Genomic DNA, 18,990 nt, shown 5'->3' with positions numbered 1-18,990 from the left:
GTGTGGCGCCAGGCGGCTAGCAAGGATTGTGCAGGACTAGCGGATTTTTGTCTGATTCTGCTGCCGGTAAGCCAGCGGCGTGGTGTCCATGGCGCGGCGCATGGCATGCGTCAGCGCGCTCTGGTCGGCGTAGCCGGCCAGCGTCGCCAGTTGCGCGATCGGCAGCGAGGATTCCACCAACTGCCGGCAAACGAAGCGCAGGCGCATGGCGTTCAGCCAGGCCAGCGGGGTGGTGTCGAGTTCTTCACGGAACACACGGTGCAGATGGCTTACGCTCAGGCAGGCCACCTGCGCCATGCTGCCGGTATTCCACGGACGGCCGGGCGCGGCTTCAAACTGCGTCAGCGCCGCCTGCAGGCGCGAGGCCGGGCGCAGGGGCTGCTGTGTCAGCGATTCCAGCAGCAACGGCGTCCAGTTGGCCAGCACGCTGGCGCTGGCCGCGCCCTGCCCCTGCAGCAGGCCCATGAAGTCGATCAGTTTGGCCGTGGCCGCGCTCACCGGCGCGAACGGCCGCGCCGCCAGCAGGCCCGCCGTTTCGGCCGGCACGGCGGCCAGGTCAAAGTCCAGGATCAGCGATGCATTCGGCTCGTGCGAAAACTGCGTGTGCACCAGGCCGGGCGCGATGAAGGCGGCGCGCAACGGGTGCAGCACCTCGCCACTGCCGTTGATATCCAGCGTCAGCTTGCCGCTCAGCGGCAATACCATTTGGGCGAAATCGTGTGCGTCCGAAAACGGAAGGCCGTAGCTGCGCAGATCGATTTCGGTGGAAGTCATGCCGGTCAGTGTAACGCCAAAGCTCAGCTCGTGTAGAAATGACGGACCTGACCCCGGATTTAGCGGCGGGCGGACCAGACGGCCAGCAGCGCCAGCAGGCCGGCGCCCAGCAGGCCCACCAGGATGGTGGCGCCCGCCATCAGCGCGGCCGGATTGCGCAGACCGGAGAATTCGGCGGCAAACGCCAGCGTCACCGCCGCGATCAACTGCGCCGGCAGCACGAACCGCAGATTGCGGAACGCCCACGGGTTCTCGCGCAGCCAGTATCTGCGCGCCACCATCAGCGGCGGCCCCCACAGCGCCACCAGGAACGCCAGCACCGCCACCAGGATCAGGATGATCCTCATTTGAACGACCGCACCTTGGCCAGCAGCTTGGTGGTCGAGCGCTCATGCTCGAAGTCGATCGCCACCGCTTCGCCGCCGTAGGCAATCACGGCCTTGCCTTCGGGGATGGCGTCCATCTGGTAATCCCCCCCCTTGGCGTAGATGTCCGGCCGCGCTTCCTGCACCACTTCCAGCGCCGTGTCCTCGTCAAAGTCCACCACCAGGCTGACCGACTCCAGCGCCGCCAGCACCGCCATGCGGTCGCCGCAGGTGTTCAGCGGCCGGTCGTCGCCCTTGCCCAGCCGCTTGACCGAGGCGTCGGTGTTGGCCGCCACCACCAGCGACGCGCCCAGCGCGCGCGCCTGCGCCAGGTAGGTCACATGGCCGCGATGCAGGATGTCGAACACGCCGTTGGTCAGCACCACCGGCTTCGGCAACGCAGCCACACGTGCGGCCAGTTCGGCGCGGGTGCAAATTTTGTCTTCAAATTGAGGCATAGTCAGGTCTTGGGGTCTTCGTCTTCAGGTTGGTCTTCTTCGATGCTCAGCGCGCCAAACGCGCCGCCGCCCTCGCCCGGCTCCGGCCGCCCGCCGTGCAGTTTGATCTGCAGGCGCAGGCCGTTGGCCGAATCGGCATTGCGCAGCGCCTCTTCGTAGGCGATGTAGCCTTTATTATAAAGTTCGTACAGCGCCTGATCGAAGGTGCACATGCCCAGCTCGCGCGACTTCTGCATGATTTCCTTGATCGACTGGAAGTTGCCCTTGAAGATCATCTCGGCAATGGTCGGCGTATTCAGCAGGATTTCAATCGCCGCTTTGCGCCCCTTGCCATCCTCGGTGCGGATCAGGCGCTGCGACACGATGGCCCGCAGATTCGACGACAAGTCCATCAGCAGCTGGTTGCGCCGCTCTTCCGGGAAGAAGTTGATGATGCGGTCCATAGTCTGGTTGGCGTTGTTGGCATGCAGCGTACCCAGACACAGGTGGCCGGTCTCGGCAAACGCGATGGCGTGCTCCATGGTTTCGGTGTCGCGGATTTCGCCGATCAGGATCACGTCCGGCGCCTGGCGCAGGGTATTTTTCAGGGCGTTGTGCCAGGAGCGCGTGTCGACGCCGACCTCGCGGTGGGTGATCAGGCAGCCCTTGTTCTTGTGCACGTACTCGACCGGGTCTTCCACCGTGATGATGTGGCCGGCCGAATTGGCGTTGCGGTAGTCGATCATCGCCGCCAGCGTGGTCGACTTGCCGGAACCGGTGCCCCCCACCACCAGCACCAGCCCGCGCTTGGTCATGATGATGTCCTTCAGCACCTCCGGCAGTGCCAGCTTTTCCAGCGAGGGGATCTCGGAGGCGATGGTGCGGATCACCATCGCCACGTTCTGCTGCTGGACGAAGACGTTGACGCGGAAGCGGCAGACATCCGGTAGCGAGATGGCAAAGTTGCATTCCAGTTCAGTCTCGAACTCGGCCTGCTGCCTGGCGTTCATGATCGACAGCGCCAGCGCGCGCGTCACGCTGCCGGTCAGCTTCTGCTGGCTCAGCGGCTTCATGGCGCCCTGCGACTTCATACTGGGCGGGAAATCCGCGGAAATGAACAAATCCGAGCCGCCGGTATGGTGCATGACCTTGAGCAGCTTGTGCAGATACGCCTGCGCTTCTTCCGGACCAAATGTGGAGGACATACATCGCCTTTCAGGAATACGCTGCATTATATCGACAGCATTCCGCTACAATAGCTCAACTTGGCGTACCATTATTGCATCCCAGCATCGAGTGTGTTCAAATACATTCATGACATTGACCGAACTGAAATATATCGTCGCCGTAGCCAGGGCGAAGCACTTCGGACACGCGGCCGAAGCTTGTTACGTCGCCCAGCCGACGTTGTCGGTCGCCATCAAGAAGCTGGAAGATGAACTGGGCGTGGTCCTGTTTGAGCGGGGCGGCGCCGAAATCTCGGTCACGCCGCTGGGCGCGCAAATCGTCGCCCAGGCCGAGCGCGTGCTCGAACAGACCGCCGCCATCAAGGAACTCGCCAAGCAGAACAAGGACCCGCTGGCCGGCCCGCTGCGTCTGGGCGTGATCTACACCATCGGCCCTTACCTGCTGCCGCCGCTGGTCAAGGGCATGATCGACAAAGTGCCGCAGATGCCCTTGATCCTGCAGGAGAACTTCACTGTCAAGCTGCTGGAGATGCTGCGCCAGGGCGAGCTGGATGCCGCCATCATGGCGTTGCCGCTGCCGGAGCACGGTATGGCGATGCAAGTGTTGTATGACGAACCGTTCGTGGTGGCCATGCCCTCGGCCCACCCCTGGACCAAGCGCAAGACCATTCCGGCCGACGACCTCAAGACCGAGAACATGCTGTTGCTCGGCAACGGCCACTGCTTCCGCGATCAGGTACTGGAAGTGTGCCCGGAAATGGCACGCTTCTCGGCGCCCGGCAATGGCATGCAGCGCACCTTCGAAGGCTCGTCGCTGGAGACCATCCGCCACATGGTGGCCAGCGGCATCGGCCTGACCGTGCTGCCGCGCGCCTCGGTGCCGGACATGGCGGCCAAGGACGGCATGCTGCAATTCCGCCCCTTCGACGAACCGGTGCCTTCGCGCCGCGTGGTGATCGTGTGGCGGAAAAGCTTCACCCGCAAGGCCGCCATCGACGCCGTGTGCGAGGTGGTGGCATCGTGCAACCTGCCCGGCATCACCACGCTCTGCGCCGATCAGTGACGGCCGGCGTCAGGATTTGCGATAATCAGCGCTTTCCTGTCTTCTGAAGCCGTCTATGAACAAGCTGCAGCTCTATTTCCGCCTGATCCGGCTGGACAAACCCATCGGCACCGTGCTGCTGCTGTGGCCCACGCTGTACGCCATGTGGCTGGCGGCCGACGGCGTGCCGGACTGGCGCCTGCTGGTGATTTTCACGCTCGGCACCTTGCTGATGCGTTCGGCCGGCTGCGCCATCAACGACTATGCCGACCAGGACTTCGACAAGCACGTCAAGCGCACCGCGCAGCGTCCCATCACCAGCGGGCGCATCAGCGGCAAGGAAGCGGTGGCAATTGCCGCCATCCTGTCCATCATCGCCTTCTGCCTGATCCTGCCGCTGAACGCGCTGACCAAGCAGATGTCGGTGGCGGCCCTGATCATTGCCGGCACCTATCCTTACTTCAAGCGCTTTTTCGCCATCCCGCAGGCTTACCTGGGCATTGCCTTCGGCTTCGGCATCCCGATGGCGTTTGCCGCCATCCAGAACCAGGTGCCGCCGCTGGCGTGGCTGCTGCTGATCGGGAACATCTTCTGGACCCTGGCCTATGACACCGAATACGCCATGGTCGATCGCGATGACGACCTGAAGATCGGCATCAAGACCTCGGCCATCACCTTTGGCCGCTACGACGTCGCCATCATCATGCTGTGCTACGCGCTGCACCTGGCGATTCTGCTGGTGTGCGGCTGGCAGCAGGGCTTGCGCTTCTGGTTCGTGGCCGGCCTGGCGGCGGCGGCCGGCATCGCCTGCTACCACTACACCCTGATCCGCAACCGCGAGCGCGACGCCTGCTTCTACGCCTTCCGCCACAATAACTGGCTGGGCGGCGTGATCTTTGCCGGCGTGGCGCTGGACTACGCGCTACGCTGAGCACAATTGAGCAGGCGCAAAACGGTGACATCGTCGATACTTACACTGGCTAATTTTTAACGAGGTCACCCCCATGGAACATAACAACACCATCGCAGAAACCCAGGCCGCCAGCGCGACCGTGCGCGACCGTCTGATGGACGATCTGCAGCACACCATCGGCGAAGCGGAAAAATGGCTGCAGGACAGCGCCGGCGAAGAAACCGGCGTCCGCAGCGAAACCCGCGCCCGCTTTGACGACACCCTGCGCACCGCCCGCAGCGACTTGCGCAAGCTGGAAGAGAGCTTCCTGGCCCACAGCCGCGACGCCGCCGACAACGTCAATCTCTTCGTGCGCGAGCATCCGTGGCAAGCCGCCGGCATCGGCGTCGCGCTGGGCGTTGTGGTTGGCATGCTGCTGTCCCGCAAATAACCCCTCACAATATTGCCAATATGCTATCCTCGCTGCACCAACACAGCGAGGATGCAAACATGCACGCACTACAATCCCGGATAAAGTATCTGCGCAATGCGGAGACTTTCTGCGCCGTGTTCCTGCCGCTGCTGTTCTGGAACGACTGGCGCAGGACCGAGGGGCCGGTGGCGTGGGACTTGCGCATCGCAGCCGCGGCGCTGATGAGCTATGTCCTGCTGCAGGGCGCGCTGTACTGGCATCTGAAGCTGCAGACCGTGACCCGGCATCAGCCCTTGCCGGGATGTTTCCAACGGCTTTACCAGATCTTCAAATATTCCAATGTGATCGGCATCGGCGCCGTGCTGGCCCTGATCACGCAGCGCAGCGCGGCGGTCACCACGGAAGATCTGTGGTGGGCCGGCTGTGTGCTGGCCCTGGTCGCGGCCGAGCAGATCAACTACTACCATTACCAGCTGATGTACGACACCCGCGCCGCATTTGCCTACCTGCGCCGCAACGGCCGGCTGCGCCAGGCGGCGCTCGCGCTCGACCTCAAACGCGGCAAAAGCGGCAGCATGTAGTTGAAGTAACCGCGCAAAACATACTGTTATACTCGTTTCATAAAACCAAAATGAAGGGGAGGCAGCAGATGAACGGAGCGTTACGCGTCATTGCACTGTATGGTGCCATCGGCGTGCTGTTGAGCGCCTGCACCAAGACCGACGGCCCGGCGCCATCGGCGGAAAAGGTCAGCGCCGATGCGGCCTTCCAGAAGCAACTGCAGGAGCAGCTGCTGGACGCCAAGCCCGGCAGCGTGATCGACATCCCGGCCGGCAACTACCACCTCACCTCCGGCCTCACCCTGCGCGGCGACGGCGTCACCATCCGCGGCGCCGGCATGGACCAAACCGTGTTGTCGTTCAAAGGCCAGGTCACCGGGCCGGAAGGCTTGCTGGTGTATGGCAACGGCTTCACCATCGAAAACCTCACCATTGAAGACTCCAAGGGCGACGGCCTGAAGATCAATGACGGCGACACCATCACCGTACGCAAGGTCAAGGTGCAATGGACCGGTGGCCCGAAAGTGACCAATGGCGCCTACGGCATCTATCCGGTCAAGACCAAAAACGTGCTGATCGAGGACAGCGTGGCGATCGGCGCGTCCGACGCCGGCATCTATGTCGGCCAGTCCAACGGCGTGATCGTGCGCCGCTCGCGCGCCGAGGGCAATGTGGCAGGGATCGAGATCGAAAACACCGTCAATGCCGATGTCTACGAGAACGTCGCCACCAACAACACCGGCGGCATCCTGGTGTTCAACATGCCCAACCTGTCGCAGGCCGGCCACAGCACGCGCGTGTACAAGAACAAGGTCGAGAAAAACAATCTCGGCAACTTTGCCGCCAAGGGCACGGCCGTGGCCAGCGTGCCGGCCGGTTCCGGCATCGTCATCAACTCCAATTCCAAGGTGGAGATTTTCGACAACGACGTGATCGACAACCAGACCGCCAACGTCATCATTTCCAGCTACCACTCCACCGGCTACTACACCGAAAAAGGCGTGGCGGCCGGCTACGATCCGTATCCGAAAGCGATCTATGTCTACGACAACCGCTTCAAGGGCGGTGGCGATTCGCCGGATGGCCTGGACCTGAAAGCGCTGAAGATCGCCATGTACGGCCTGAGCGGCCATCTGCCGGACGTGCTGTGGGACGGCTACGTCGATACCAGGCTGATGGTCAAAGGCGTGCTGCCGGCCGAGCAGCGCATCTGCGTGCAAAAAGATGCCGACGTGCTGAATGCCGACGGTCCCAACAAATACAAGAATCCAAGCAAGGACAGCGCGCCGTTCCGCTGCGCGCTGGCCAAGCTGCCGCCGGTCACCATCGCCCAACTCGGCGCCCAGTCATGATGCCGACCTTCCTCACGCGTCCGCTGCTGGGGGCGGCGTGCGTGCTCGCGCTGACGGCATGCACGCAAAGCCAGGCGCCGGTCAGCTTCATCGCCGCGGGCAATCCGGACAAACTCAGCGACTGGCATTTGATGGCGGTCGCCAGCGGCAAGCTGAACCTCAACAAGGATGTGGTGCCGTACGACCTGAACACGCCGCTGTTCACCGACTACGCGCACAAGCTGCGCACGGTGTGGATGCCGAAAGGCCAGAGCGCGGCCTACCACGCCGACGCCACCTTTGATTTCCCGGTCGGCACCATCATCAGCAAGACCTTCTACTATCCCAAAGGCGCCGATGGCAAGACCGTGCTGGCCACCTACGACAGCGACGGCGACCGGCTGGACACCAGCAAAGTGCGCCTGATCGAAACACGCCTGCTGGTGAAGCGCGCCAGCGGCTGGATCGCCCTGCCCTACGTGTGGAATGCCGAGCAGACCGACGCCGTGCTGTCGCGCACCGGCGACCAGATTCCGCTGGAGGTGATCCACCAAGACAAGCGCAGCAACAAGCTGACCTACGTGGTGCCGAACGTCAACCAGTGCGCGTCCTGCCATGTGGCGGATGTGAAGTCGCGCCAGTTCCAGCCGATCGGGCCAAAGGCGCGCCACCTGAACCGCAACTACACGTATGACGGCGTCAGCACCAACCAGCTGGACTACCTGGTGCGCGTGGGCTATCTGAAAGGCGTGCCGGCAGACGGCGTGCCGCGCAACGCCAACTGGCATGACAGCACGCAAAGCGTCGATGCCCGCGCCCGCGCCTACCTCGACATCAACTGCGCCCACTGCCACAACGACAAAGGCGCGGCCAACACCACCGCGCTGCATCTGCAAATGGGCGCACCGGCCGACCTGCATCTGGGCCTGTGCAAACCGCCGGTCGCCGCGGGCGCCGGCACGGGCGGCCGCAGCCACGACATTACCCCCGGCCTGCCGGACGACTCCATCATGCTGTACCGCCTGAACTCGGCCGAGCCGGGCGTCATGATGCCGGAACTGGGCCGCAGCTCAGTCCACAAGGAAGGCGTAGCCCTGATCCGCGCATGGATCGCAGCCATGAAGCAAGGCTGCGACAGCAAAACCTAGGCGGCGCCGAGCTCGTCGCCCAGCTCCTTGCCGCGGGCGGCGGCGGCTTTCAGGGCGGTGACGATGGCGGCCTTGACGCCGCTGGCCTCCATGCTGGTCAGGGCGGCATAGGTGGTGCCGCCTTTGGAGGTGACGCGCTCGCGCAGCAAGGACACCGGTTCGCTGCTGCGGGTCGCCAGTTGCGCCGCGCCGGCAAAGGTGGCCAGCGCCAGCTGCGTGCCCTGCTCCGCGCTCAGGCCCATTTCTCCGGCCGCCTGCTGCATCGCTTCGATGAAGTAAAACACATAGGCCGGGCCGCTGCCCGATACCGCCGTCACCACATCGATCTTGCCTTCGTCATCCAGCCAGACAGTCTCGCCCACCGCGCGCAGGATGTCGTCGGCGGCCCGGGTCTGCGCTTCGCTCACGCCCGGCATGGCGACCATGCCGGTGATGCCCATGCCGATCAGGGCCGGCGTGTTCGGCATGCAGCGCACGATGGCGCCATAGCCGCCGAGCCAGCGCGACAGATCGGCGCCGCGGATGCCGGCCGCGATCGAGACCAGCAGCGGCTGCCTGGCCGGATCGATAAACGGCAGCAACTGTGCCGCCACCTCGCGCATGCTCTGCGGTTTCACCGCCAGCACAATCACATCGGCGGCCGACACTGCCGCGTCGGTGGCGGGCGCCGTGGTCACGCCGTACTGCTGGTGCAGGCGCGCCAGCGCGTCCGCGTTCGGATCGACCACATGGATGTTGGCCCCATCGGTCAACTTGTTGGCCAATCCGGCGATCAGGGCGGCGGCCATGTTGCCGCCGCCGATAAATGCAATGTTCATGTCTCAAGCCTTGTTGTAGTTTCGTGCGCCAAAAATCGCGCTGCCGACGCGCACAATGGTTGCGCCTTCGAAGATCGCCGCCCGCATGTCGGCCGACATGCCCATCGACAGCGTATCGAGCGCCAGCCCGTCGGCCCGCAGTTGTTCGTACAGAGCGCGCAGGCGGGCGAAAGCCGCGCGCTGCTGCTCAAATGCCACGGCCGGCTCGGGGATCGCCATCAGGCCGCGCAAGGTCAGATTCGGCAGCGCGGCGACCTGATGGGCCAGCTGCGCCACTGCTTGCGGGGCGACGCCGCTCTTGCTGGCCTCGCCGCTGATATTTACCTGCAGGCAGATCTGCAGCGGCGGCATGCCGGCCGGCCGCTGCTCGGACAGCCGCGCGGCAATCTTTTCGCGCTCGACGGTGTGCACCCACGCGAAATGCTCGGCGATCGGGCGCGTCTTGTTGCTCTGGATCGGGCCGATGAAATGCCACTCCAGCGGCGGCGCGCCGGCATCATTCAGTGCGCGGATCTTGTCCAGGCCCTCCTGCAGATAATTCTCGCCAAAGGCGCGCTGGCCGGCCGCCACGGCTTCCTGCACCGCCTCCGGGCCAAAGGTTTTGGACACGGCCAGCAACCGCACCGTATCCGGCTGCCGGCCCGATTCTTGGGCTGAGGCAACAATTGTCGCGGTGATTGCTTGCAAGTTCTGGCGGATCGGGGACATAATCATCGAGTCAAAAGCGTTAAAACTGGGCCACTCGGGCAATATTCAGCAGGGATTATAAATGGACATCTCCGAACTACTCGCATTCTCTGTCAAGAACAAGGCCTCGGACCTGCACCTGTCGGCCGGCTTGCCGCCGATGATACGGGTGCACGGCGACGTGCGCCGCATCAACCTGCCGCCGCTGGAGCACAAAGACGTGCACGGCATGATCTATGACATCATGAACGATGGCCAGCGCAAGGTGTACGAGGAAATGCTGGAGATCGACTTCTCGTTTGCGATTCCGGGGCTGGCGCGCTTCCGCGTCAACGCCTACAACCAGGAGCGCGGCGCCTCGGCGGTGCTGCGCACCATCCCGTCCAAGATCCTCAGCCTGGAAGACCTGAACGCGCCCAAGATCTTTGCCGACTTCGCGCTCAAACCGCGCGGCCTGGTGCTGGTGACCGGTCCGACCGGCTCCGGCAAATCGACCACGCTGGCGGCGATGATCAACCACCTCAACGAAAACGAGTACGGCCACATCCTGACGATTGAAGACCCGATCGAATTCGTGCACGAATCCAAGAAATGCCTGATCAACCAGCGCGAGGTGGGGCCGCACACGCTGTCCTTCAACAACGCGCTGCGCTCGGCGCTGCGCGAAGACCCGGACGCGATCCTGGTGGGCGAGCTGCGCGACCTGGAAACCATCCGCCTGGCGCTGTCGGCGGCGGAGACCGGCCACCTGGTGTTTGGCACCCTGCACACCTCGTCGGCGGCGAAAACCATCGACCGTATCGTCGACGTGTTCCCGGCCGATGAAAAGGAAATGGTGCGCGCCATGCTGTCGGAATCGCTGCAGGCCGTGATCTCGCAAACCCTGCTGAAAACCAAGGATGGCGCCGGCCGCGTGGCGGCGCACGAAATCATGGTGGCGACGCCGGCGATCCGCAACCTGATCCGCGAAGCGAAAGTGGCGCAGATGTACTCCGCGATCCAGACCGGCAGCGGGGTTGGCATGCAGACCCTGGACCAGAACCTGACCGACCTGGTCCGCCGCAACATCATCAGCGCCGCCGCCGCCCGCAGCGCCGCCAAAACCCCGGAAAACTTCCCCGGCTAAACTCCGGGGTCAGGTCCGTCATTTCTACACGGCCTCTGCTGTAGCGTACGCTACAGCAGAGGCCGTGTAGAAATGACGGACCTGACCCCGGATTGAAAGGATTATTATGGAACGCGATCAGGCCTCCAAATTCATGTTCGATCTGCTGCGCCTGATGTTGGCGAAGAAGGGCTCGGACTTGTTCATCACCGCCGGCTTCCCGCCCGCAATCAAGATCGATGGCAAGATGACGCCGGTGTCGTCACAGGTGCTGACCGCCGCCCATACGCTGGATCTGGCCCGCTCCATCATGAACGATAAGCAGGCCGCCAGCTTCGAGCTGACCAAGGAAGCCAATTTCGCCATCAGCCCCGGCGATATCGGCCGCTTCCGCGTCTCGGCGTTTGTGCAGATGAGCTCGGTCGGCATGGTGTTGCGGACCATCACCTCCGAGATCCCCAGGCTGGAAGACCTCGGCCTGCCGGAAGTGCTCAAGGATGTGGTGATGGCCAAGCGCGGCCTGGTGATCATGGTCGGCGCCACCGGTTCCGGCAAGTCGACCACGCTGGCCGCCATGCTCGGCTACCGCAATGAAAACAGCTACGGCCACATCATCACGATCGAGGATCCGGTCGAGTACGTCCACCCGCACAAGAATTGCATCGTCACCCAGCGCGAAGTCGGCGTCGATACCGACGACTGGGAGGTGGCGCTGAAGAATACGCTGCGCCAGGCGCCCGACGTGATCCAGATCGGCGAGATCCGCGACCGCGAAACCATGGACCACGCCATCGCCTTTGCCGAGACCGGCCACCTGTGCCTGGCCACCCTGCACGCCAACAGCGCCAATCAGGCGCTCGACCGCATCATCAACTTCTTCCCCGAGGAACGCCGCCAGCAGCTGCTGATGGATTTGTCGCTCAACCTGAAGGGCATGATTTCCCAGCGCCTGATTCCGAAGAAGGAATCCAAGGGCCGCGCGGTGGCAATCGAGATCATGCTGAACTCGCCGCTGATTTCGGACCTGATCTTCAAGGGCCAGGTGCACGAGATCAAGGAGCTGATGAAGAAATCCCGCGAGCTCGGCATGCAGACCTTCGACCAGTCGCTGTTCGACCTGCACGAGGCCGACCTCATCACCTACGAAGACGCCTTGCGCAACGCGGACTCCGTCAACGACCTGCGGCTGGCTATCAAGCTGGAAGGCAAGGCCGCGAAGAACCGCGACCTGTCGGCCGGCACCGAACATTTGGGTATCGTCTAATGAACACTATTTTCGACTTCTCCGCCGACAGCCTGTCCGGCCAACCCGTCAACCTGAGCCAGTACCAGGGCAAGGTGCTATTGATCGTCAACACCGCCAGCAAGTGCGGCTTCACGCCGCAGTACAAGGGGCTGGAAGCGGTGTACCAGCAGTTCAAGGACCGCGGCGTCGAGGTGCTGGGCTTCCCCTGCAACCAGTTTGGCGCACAGGAGCCGGGCCAGGCCGGGGAAATCGGCGCTTTCTGCGAAAAGAATTACGGCGTGACCTTCCCGCTGTTTGCCAAGATCGACGTCAACGGCGACAATGCCCACCCGCTGTTCCAGAAACTGAAGAAGGACGCGCCCGGCATCCTCGGCACCGAGGGCATCAAGTGGAACTTCACCAAGTTCCTGATCCGCAAGGACGGCACGGTCTACGACCGCTACGCCCCGTCCACCAAACCGGAAGAGCTGATCGCGGACATTGAAAAGCTGCTGGCGGAATAATCGCCGCAACAAAATGTCCACGACAACGGGAAAAAAATTGAAAACGTTTTCCAAAAAACGTCAAAAAGTTTAACTTTTACGTAATAATGGGCTTTGGTTCCTATCACATCAGTTGCCTATGTCCTTGTTAGGAAAAATAGTCTCGCCGTGGCTTCGGATGGGGATGTATTCGCGCTTGTTCCTGCCCATCTTCGTCATCATCGCAGTGGTGGTGGGCGTGCGCTATCACCTGATGCTGAAGTCCGAAACCAGTTACGCCGAGACCCGCTACCAGCGCGACGCCGGCGAGCTGGCGGCACACCTGCAAAAGACGCTGCTGCCGATCCTGGCCGCGCCGAATCGCGGCGCCATGGATGCGGCGCTGTCGGCGTCCCTGCTGCTCAATCCCGATCTCACGGCGGCGCGCCTGGATTACGCCGGCGGCCATCTTGAAGCACTGCGCAGCGTGCGTGCGGCAGCGGAGTATCCTGACTGGTTCCCGCGCTTCAGCCGCATCAGCGCCATCCACCGCAGCATCGATCTGGGTAACGCCACGCTGGCGCTGAGCTTTGAGCCCACGCTGCCCATCGGCCAGGTATGGCGCAGCGTGCATCAGCAGGCAGTGATCTCCGCGGTCAACGTCACCATCATCTATACGCTGCTGGGGATTATCATCTTCGCCAACAAGCGCATGCTGCGCCGCCTGGCCGATGCCACCAACCGCTTCCAGAACGGCGACCACGATGTGCGCCTGCCGGTGAGCGGCACGCTGGAAGCGCGCATGCTGGCCAGTACCTTCAACAACATGGCGCAACGGGTGCAGGCGCTGGTGCACAAGCTGCAGCAAAGCCAGAACGAATTGAGCACGCAGCTGACGCGCACCCTGCTGGCGCAGCAGCAGCTGCAGGTGGAGAAGGACCGCATCGAGGTGACCTTGACGTCGATCGGCGACGCCGTCATCACCACCGACCTGACCGGACGGATCGACACCATTAACGAGGTGGCGCAGAAGCTGACCGGCTGGCCGGCGTCCAGCGCGCGCGGCATGGAGCTGCATCAGGTCTTTGTCCTGGCGAATAACTTCGGCCAGCACTCGCTGTTGAAATCGATGAAGGCGATTTATGCCGGCGGCGAAGTGGTCAAGGTGGGCAACCAGAGCCTGCGCAACCGCATGGGCCAGACCTGCATTGTGGAGTACACCGCCAACGCTATCCGCACGCCGCTGGGTGAGGTTCAGGGTTCGGTGCTGGTGTTCCGCGATGTGACCGAGCGCCGCCAGCTGATGCAGCAGATTTCCTGGCAGAGCAATCACGACATCCTGACCGGCTTGCCCAACCGCGCGGCGCTGGCCATGCGTTTCGAGCAGGAGGTGGCGCGCGCGCGCGAACAGAATCACCTGCTGGCGGTATGCCTGTTCGACCTTGATCACTTCCAGCATGTGAACCAGTCGCTGGGCCAGGCGGTGGGCGACGAGATCCTGAAGCAGGCCGCCAGCCGCCTGCACGATTTCGCCGGACAGCGCCACTACGTGGCACGCCTCGGGGGCGATGAATTCGTGCTGCTGCTGCCGGAGCTGAACGACCGCGCCGCCATCGATTACGCCATGGGCAAGCTGATGGCCGCCCTGTCGCGCGACTATGTCTGCGACGGCGAAGCGGTCAACATGTCGGCCAGTGCCGGCATCGCGGTTTATACCGGCAATGACATCAGCGCGGACTCGCTGCTGCGCCACGCTGACCAGGCGCTGTACCAGGCCAAGATCACGGGCCGCAACCGTTATCACTTCTTCGACGCCGATCTGGATGAGCAGGTACGCACCCATCACAACCGCCGCACCGAGGTGCGCAACGCGGTGCGCGCCAATGAGCTGGTACTGTACTACCAGCCCAAACTGGATATGCGCAAGGGCCGCATCATCGGCATGGAGGCGCTGCTGCGCTGGGAGCATCCGCAACGCGGCACCATCGGACCGGGCGAGTTCCTGCCGATCGTTGAGCACAGCGATGTGATTGTCGATATCGGAGAATGGGTGCTGCGCGAGGCGCTGTGCCAGCTGCAGTCATGGCGCACGTTTGATGCCAACTGGGTCATCAGCGTGAATATCGCCGCGCGCCATTTCCAGCGTCATGACTTTGTCGAGCGCCTGACGGCGATCCTGGCCGAATATCCGGACGTGCCGCCGCACATGCTGGAGCTGGAGATCCTGGAGTCCTCGGCGCTGAGCGATATCGCCCATGTGCGCAGCATCATGCTGGACTGCCAGGCGCTGGGCATCAGCTTTGCGCTGGATGATTTTGGTACCGGCTATTCGTCCATGTCTTACCTCAAGCGCCTGCCGGCCGATGTGCTGAAGATCGACCAGAGCTTTGTACGCAATATGCTGGTGGATCGCGATGATCTGTACCTGGTCAGCGCGGTGATTGGCCTAGCGCGTTCGTTTGGCCTTGGCGTGATTGCGGAAGGCGTCGAGACCATCGAGCACGGCGCCATGCTGATGCGGCTGGGCTGCGATCTGGCCCAGGGTTATGGCATCGCGCGGCCGATGCCGGCGGATGACGTACTGTCGTGGGTAGCCAGCTTCGATACGGCTTCGGTGTGGCAGGCTGCAGCCACCCTGCCGCCCATCCTCAATCTGCATACCGAACCGGCGGGCGGCACGTCGCAGCTGGCTTTAATTTAAGGCTTTGTCGATCAATTCGATCCAGTGCATGACCGGCGTGTCGGTACCCGATTGCAGGTGTGCGGTGCAGCCGACGTTGGCCGAGACGATGGTGTGCGCGCCAGTGTCTTGCAGGTTGGCCAGTTTGCGGTCGCGCAGTTGCAGCGACAGCTCCGGCTGCAGCAGCGAGTAGCTGCCGGCCGAACCGCAGCACAGGTGGCTCTCTGCACACAGCACCACATCGATACCGGCCGCACGCAACACGCCTTCGACTTTGCCCCGGATCTGCTGGCCGTGCTGCAGCGTGCAGGGAGGATGATAGGCGACGCGCCCTTTGTCGCCAACATGCACACGCTGCGCCAGCTGCGCCTCAAACTGCGGCATGATCTCGCTCAGGTCTTTCGTCAGCGCCGAAATGCGCACCGCCTTGTCCGCATACGCGGGATCGTGCGCCAGCAAATGACCATACTCCTTGACGGTGGCGCCACAGCCAGAGGCGGTCATGACAACCGCTTCGATTTCACCGTTCTGCACATACGGCCACCACGCGTCGATATTCCGGCGCATGTCATCCAGCGCTGCCTCCTGCTCATTCATATGATGACGCAGCGCGCCGCAGCAGCCAGCCCGTGAGGCGACGATCAGCTGCACGCCCAGCGCATCCAGCACGCGCGCGGTGGCGGCGTTGATATTGGGCGCCATGGCCGGCTGCGCGCAGCCATCCAGCACCAGCATCTTGCGCGCATGCTCGCGCGCCGGCCACACGCCGGCATCCTGACGCTGCGGCACCTTGTCCTGCAAGGCCGGCGACAACAGCGGACGGAATATCTGCCCAGCCCTCAACGCCGCGCCAAACAGGGTCTTGCGCGTCAGGCCTTCCACCAGCACCTTGCGCTTGATCCGCTCACCCAGCGGACGCGCCACCCGATCCTCCACCACCTTGCGGCCGATATCCACCAGCCGTCCATACTTCACGCCGGACGGACAGGTAGTCTCGCAATTGCGGCAGGTGAGACAGCGATCCAGATGCGTCTGCGTTTTCGCAGTCACCTCGGCGCCTTCCAGCACCTGCTTGATCAGATAGATGCGGCCACGCGGCCCATCCAGCTCATCGCCCAGCAGTTGATAGGTCGGACAAGTCGCTGTGCAAAAGCCGCAGTGCACGCAGGCGCGCAGGATGGCGTCGGCCTCTTCACCTTCACGGGTGTTCTTGATGAAGTCCGCCAGATTAGTTTGCATACATGCGCCCGGGATTGAAGATGCCGTTCGGATCGAACGACTGCTTGAGCCGTTCGTGAATTTTCGCCACCGCCGGCGCCAGTGGATGGAACACGCCCACATTCTTGCCGCCGCCACGGAACAGCGTCGCATGCCCGCCCGCAGCAGCGACTGTACGGCGTATGCTGTCTGCCTGCGCGGCGTCATCCACCTTGAGCCAGCGCTGTGCACCGCCCCATTCCATCAGCTGCTCGCCGCGCAGGATGATCGCACTGGCATGCGATGGCACTGACATGCGCCACAAGCAGCCGCCATTAAAATAGGCGTGCGTCTGATCGCGCAGGGATGCCCAGAAAGCCGCAGCCTCGCCATCGGCAAGCGCCTGGCCGCCCAGCTTGCGCTGCGCCGCTTCCACTGCCGCATCCGCGCCCGACAAGCGCAGCGACAACACACCCTGATGCCAGCAACTGGCAGACACCGGCAATGGCTGCCCGGCCCACTCGTTCAAGCGGCGCAGCGCGTCGATCTCGCTCATCTCAAACCGCAGGCTGGCCTCGCGCAGCGGCACCGGCAGCACCTTGAGCGACACCTCCAGTATCAACCCCAGTGTGCCGAGCGAACCGGCCAGCAAGCGCGCAACATCGTAGCCAGCCACATTCTTCATCACCTGCCCGCCGAAGCGCAGAATCTCGCCTCGGCCATCCATCAGCACCGCACCCAGCACAAAGTCGCGCACCGCACCGGCATAGGCTCGACGCGGGCCGGACAGCGCGCTGGCCACCACACCGCCGATAGTCGATCCCTCGTAGCGCGGCGGCTCAAATGCCAGCATCTGGTTGTGCTGCGCCAGCAATGCCTCGATCTCGGCCAGCGGCGTGCCGCAGCGCGCGGTGATCACCAGCTCGGTCGGCTCATAAGACACAATGCCGCTGTTGACGCGCGTATCCAGTACCTCGCCGTTCAACGCCTGGCCATACCAGTCCTTGGTGCCGCCGCCACGTATGCGCAGCGGCGTTTGCGTAGTGCGGATACGGGCGGCGAAATCGTCGTAGACAGTCATCTTCAAAAACGCGGAAGGTTGGAGAACGGCAGCACGCCGCCGCTGACGCGCATCTTGCCAAATTCGGCGCAGCGGTTCAGCGTGGGAATAGCCTTGTCGGGATTTAGCAAACCATGCGGATCGAAACTGCGCTTCACCGAGAAGAACGCCTGCAATTCGGCAGGCTTGAACTGCACGCACATCGAATTGATCTTCTCGATGCCGACGCCATGCTCGCCGGTGATGGTGCCGCCGACTTCCACGCACAGTGCCAGAATCTCCGCGCCAAACGCCTCGGCACGATGGAACTCGTCCGGAATATTCGCATTGAACAGAATCAGCGGATGCAGATTGCCATCACCGGCATGGAATACGTTGGCGCAGCGCAGGCCGAACCTGGCCTCCATCGCCGCAATGCCGGCCAAAACTTCGCCCAGGCGTTTGCGCGGAATCGTGCCATCCATGCAGTAGTAATCCGGCGAGATGCGACCGGCGGCCGGGAAGGCGTTCTTGCGGCCGGACCAGAATTTCAGCCGCTCCGTCTCCGACTGCGACACGGCGATGGCGATCGCACCAGCCGTATTCAGCACCGCCGACATGCGGGCGATTTCCTCCTCCACCTCCTCCACCGTGCCATCGGCCTCGCACAGCAGGATGGCGGCGGCATCGGTGTCATAGCCCGCCTTCACAAACGGCTCCACCATGCGCGAGGAAGTCTGGTCCATCATCTCCAGGCCTGCCGGAATGATGCCGGCAGCGATCAGCGCCGCCACTGCGTGACAGCCCTTCACCACCTCATCGAACGAGGCCATGATCACGCGCGCGGTGGCAGGCTTGGGCACCAGCCTGACCGTCACTTCGGTGACGATGCCCAGCATGCCCTCGGAACCGATAAATACCGACAGCAAATCCAGCCCCGGCGCATCCAGCGCCTCGCTGCCAAGTTCCACCACCTCGCCGTCGATCGTCACCATGCGAACGCGCAGCACGTTGTGCACCGTCAGGCCGTATTTCAGGCAATGCACGCCGCCGGAGTTCTCGGCCACATTGCCGCCAATGGTGCAGGCGATCTGCGAGGAGGGATCGGGGGCGTAGTACAAACCATGCTGCGCCGCCGCTTCCGAAATCGCCAGATTGCGCACGCCCGGCTGCACCACCGCCGTCCGCGAAAACGCATCCATGCGCACGATGCGGTTCAGGCGCGCAGTCGACAGCACCACGCCATCCGCAATCGGCATCGCGCCACCGGACAGGCCGGTGCCGGCACCACGCGGCACCACCGGCACGCCCAGCTCGCGGCAGACCTTCAGCACTGCCGCCACCTGCTCTTCACTATCGGGCAGCACCACAATCATGGGAAGCTGGCGATAAGCGGCAAGGCCGTCGCACTCATACGGACGGGTATCCTCCACCGCCGACAAAACAGCGCGCGCCGGCAGCACCTGCAGCAAAGCCGCCGCCACCCGCTCGCGCCGCGCAGCAAGATCCGAAACAGTGTTCATGGGTTAGTCGCCTGAAAACACAGATTGAGACAATTGTAAGCACAAACGCTGATTTGTTGTATTCT

The 18,990-nt window shown here is 63.3% G+C and carries 19 protein-coding genes; 10 read left to right on the top strand and 9 right to left on the bottom strand.

Annotation, left to right across the window (positions count from 1 at the left end; all coding sequences use genetic code 11):
• Positions 1 to 36: 36 nt before the first annotated feature.
• Genes ABDW57_RS10015 through ABDW57_RS10000 form a run of 4 tightly spaced genes read right to left on the bottom strand, consistent with a single transcriptional unit; the run spans position 37 to position 2,781 of the window.
• The gene (locus tag ABDW57_RS10015) at positions 37 to 774 is read right to left on the bottom strand and encodes an AraC family transcriptional regulator (RefSeq protein WP_343730062.1); all 738 of its coding nucleotides are present in this window, start codon (positions 772 to 774) and stop codon (positions 37 to 39) included.
• Positions 775 to 833: 59 nt separating this feature from the next.
• Positions 834 to 1,121, bottom strand: a complete 288-nt coding sequence (locus ABDW57_RS10010; RefSeq protein ID WP_343730061.1) for a hypothetical protein — start codon at positions 1,119 to 1,121, stop codon at positions 834 to 836.
• A complete protein-coding gene (gene rfaE2, locus ABDW57_RS10005; protein WP_343730060.1) occupies positions 1,118 to 1,597 on the bottom strand; it encodes a D-glycero-beta-D-manno-heptose 1-phosphate adenylyltransferase in 480 nt (159 codons plus the stop codon). The genes ABDW57_RS10010 and rfaE2 overlap by 4 nt, the downstream gene beginning before the upstream one ends.
• A 2-nt stretch (positions 1,598 to 1,599) precedes the next feature.
• Positions 1,600 to 2,781 (bottom strand): PilT/PilU family type 4a pilus ATPase, encoded by a 1,182-nt coding sequence (locus tag ABDW57_RS10000; RefSeq protein WP_343730059.1) that lies wholly within the window; start codon positions 2,779 to 2,781, stop codon positions 1,600 to 1,602.
• Between the two features lie 109 nt (positions 2,782 to 2,890).
• Between ABDW57_RS10000 and ABDW57_RS09995 the strand changes: the two genes are divergently transcribed.
• The 6 genes from ABDW57_RS09995 (at position 2,891) to ABDW57_RS09970 (ending at position 8,169) form a co-directional block, all read left to right on the top strand.
• Entirely contained in the window at positions 2,891 to 3,826 is a 936-nt protein-coding gene (locus tag ABDW57_RS09995; protein ID WP_176646145.1) for a hydrogen peroxide-inducible genes activator, read from the top strand.
• Positions 3,827 to 3,881: 55 nt separating this feature from the next.
• A complete protein-coding gene (ubiA, locus tag ABDW57_RS09990) occupies positions 3,882 to 4,736 on the top strand; it encodes a 4-hydroxybenzoate octaprenyltransferase (protein ID WP_343730058.1) in 855 nt (284 codons plus the stop codon).
• A 73-nt stretch (positions 4,737 to 4,809) separates the two neighbouring features.
• A complete protein-coding gene (locus ABDW57_RS09985; RefSeq protein WP_343730057.1) occupies positions 4,810 to 5,148 on the top strand; it encodes a DUF883 domain-containing protein in 339 nt (112 codons plus the stop codon).
• 59 nt (positions 5,149 to 5,207) lie between these two features.
• Positions 5,208 to 5,711 carry a hypothetical protein gene (locus ABDW57_RS09980; protein ID WP_343730056.1) on the top strand — a complete coding sequence of 168 codons (504 nt, stop codon included), beginning with the start codon at positions 5,208 to 5,210 and terminating at the stop codon, positions 5,709 to 5,711.
• Between the two features lie 68 nt (positions 5,712 to 5,779).
• Positions 5,780 to 7,042 (top strand): parallel beta-helix domain-containing protein, encoded by a 1,263-nt coding sequence (locus tag ABDW57_RS09975; protein ID WP_343730055.1) that lies wholly within the window; start codon positions 5,780 to 5,782, stop codon positions 7,040 to 7,042.
• The gene (locus tag ABDW57_RS09970) at positions 7,039 to 8,169 is read left to right on the top strand and encodes an SO2930 family diheme c-type cytochrome (RefSeq protein ID WP_343730054.1); all 1,131 of its coding nucleotides are present in this window, start codon (positions 7,039 to 7,041) and stop codon (positions 8,167 to 8,169) included. The genes ABDW57_RS09975 and ABDW57_RS09970 overlap by 4 nt, the downstream gene beginning before the upstream one ends.
• Here the strand turns inward: ABDW57_RS09970 and proC are convergent.
• On the bottom strand, positions 8,166 to 8,987 hold the full coding sequence (gene proC, locus ABDW57_RS09965; protein WP_343730053.1) for a pyrroline-5-carboxylate reductase: 822 nt from the start codon (positions 8,985 to 8,987) through the stop codon (positions 8,166 to 8,168). The two genes, ABDW57_RS09970 and proC, sit on opposite strands and share 4 nt — an antisense overlap.
• Before the next feature lie 3 nt (positions 8,988 to 8,990).
• Positions 8,991 to 9,695 carry a YggS family pyridoxal phosphate-dependent enzyme gene (locus ABDW57_RS09960; protein ID WP_343730052.1) on the bottom strand — a complete coding sequence of 235 codons (705 nt, stop codon included), beginning with the start codon at positions 9,693 to 9,695 and terminating at the stop codon, positions 8,991 to 8,993.
• A 61-nt stretch (positions 9,696 to 9,756) separates the two neighbouring features.
• Between ABDW57_RS09960 and ABDW57_RS09955 the strand changes: the two genes are divergently transcribed.
• The 4 genes from ABDW57_RS09955 to ABDW57_RS09940 all read left to right on the top strand — a co-directional run bounded on the left by ABDW57_RS09955 (position 9,757) and on the right by ABDW57_RS09940 (position 15,187).
• Positions 9,757 to 10,800 (top strand): type IV pilus twitching motility protein PilT, encoded by a 1,044-nt coding sequence (locus ABDW57_RS09955; RefSeq protein ID WP_343730051.1) that lies wholly within the window; start codon positions 9,757 to 9,759, stop codon positions 10,798 to 10,800.
• Positions 10,801 to 10,906: 106 nt separating this feature from the next.
• Positions 10,907 to 12,043: a PilT/PilU family type 4a pilus ATPase gene (locus ABDW57_RS09950; RefSeq protein WP_343730050.1), complete on the top strand. Its 1,137-nt coding sequence runs from the start codon at positions 10,907 to 10,909 to the stop codon at positions 12,041 to 12,043.
• Positions 12,043 to 12,528 (top strand): glutathione peroxidase, encoded by a 486-nt coding sequence (locus ABDW57_RS09945; protein WP_343730049.1) that lies wholly within the window; start codon positions 12,043 to 12,045, stop codon positions 12,526 to 12,528. The genes ABDW57_RS09950 and ABDW57_RS09945 overlap by 1 nt, the downstream gene beginning before the upstream one ends.
• 163 nt (positions 12,529 to 12,691) lie before the next feature.
• Entirely contained in the window at positions 12,692 to 15,187 is a 2,496-nt protein-coding gene (locus ABDW57_RS09940; RefSeq protein ID WP_343730048.1) for an EAL domain-containing protein, read from the top strand.
• Here the strand turns inward: ABDW57_RS09940 and glcF are convergent.
• From glcF to ABDW57_RS09925, 3 genes are read right to left on the bottom strand one after another with little or no spacing between them, the layout of a single operon-like run.
• Positions 15,179 to 16,405: a glycolate oxidase subunit GlcF gene (gene glcF / locus ABDW57_RS09935; RefSeq protein ID WP_343730047.1), complete on the bottom strand. Its 1,227-nt coding sequence runs from the start codon at positions 16,403 to 16,405 to the stop codon at positions 15,179 to 15,181. The two genes, ABDW57_RS09940 and glcF, sit on opposite strands and share 9 nt — an antisense overlap.
• Entirely contained in the window at positions 16,395 to 17,444 is a 1,050-nt protein-coding gene (gene glcE, locus ABDW57_RS09930) for a glycolate oxidase subunit GlcE (protein WP_343730046.1), read from the bottom strand. The genes glcF and glcE overlap by 11 nt, the downstream gene beginning before the upstream one ends.
• Positions 17,445 to 17,446: 2 nt before the next feature.
• Complete coding sequence (locus tag ABDW57_RS09925; RefSeq protein WP_343730045.1) at positions 17,447 to 18,925, bottom strand: FAD-linked oxidase C-terminal domain-containing protein; 1,479 nt, start codon at positions 18,923 to 18,925, stop codon at positions 17,447 to 17,449.
• Positions 18,926 to 18,990 lie beyond the last annotated feature (65 nt).

This window comes from Duganella sp. (assembly GCF_039595735.1).
In the GTDB taxonomy this organism is placed as follows: domain Bacteria; phylum Pseudomonadota; class Gammaproteobacteria; order Burkholderiales; family Burkholderiaceae_D; genus Rugamonas.
This window is presented reverse-complemented; position numbering and strand designations above follow the sequence as displayed.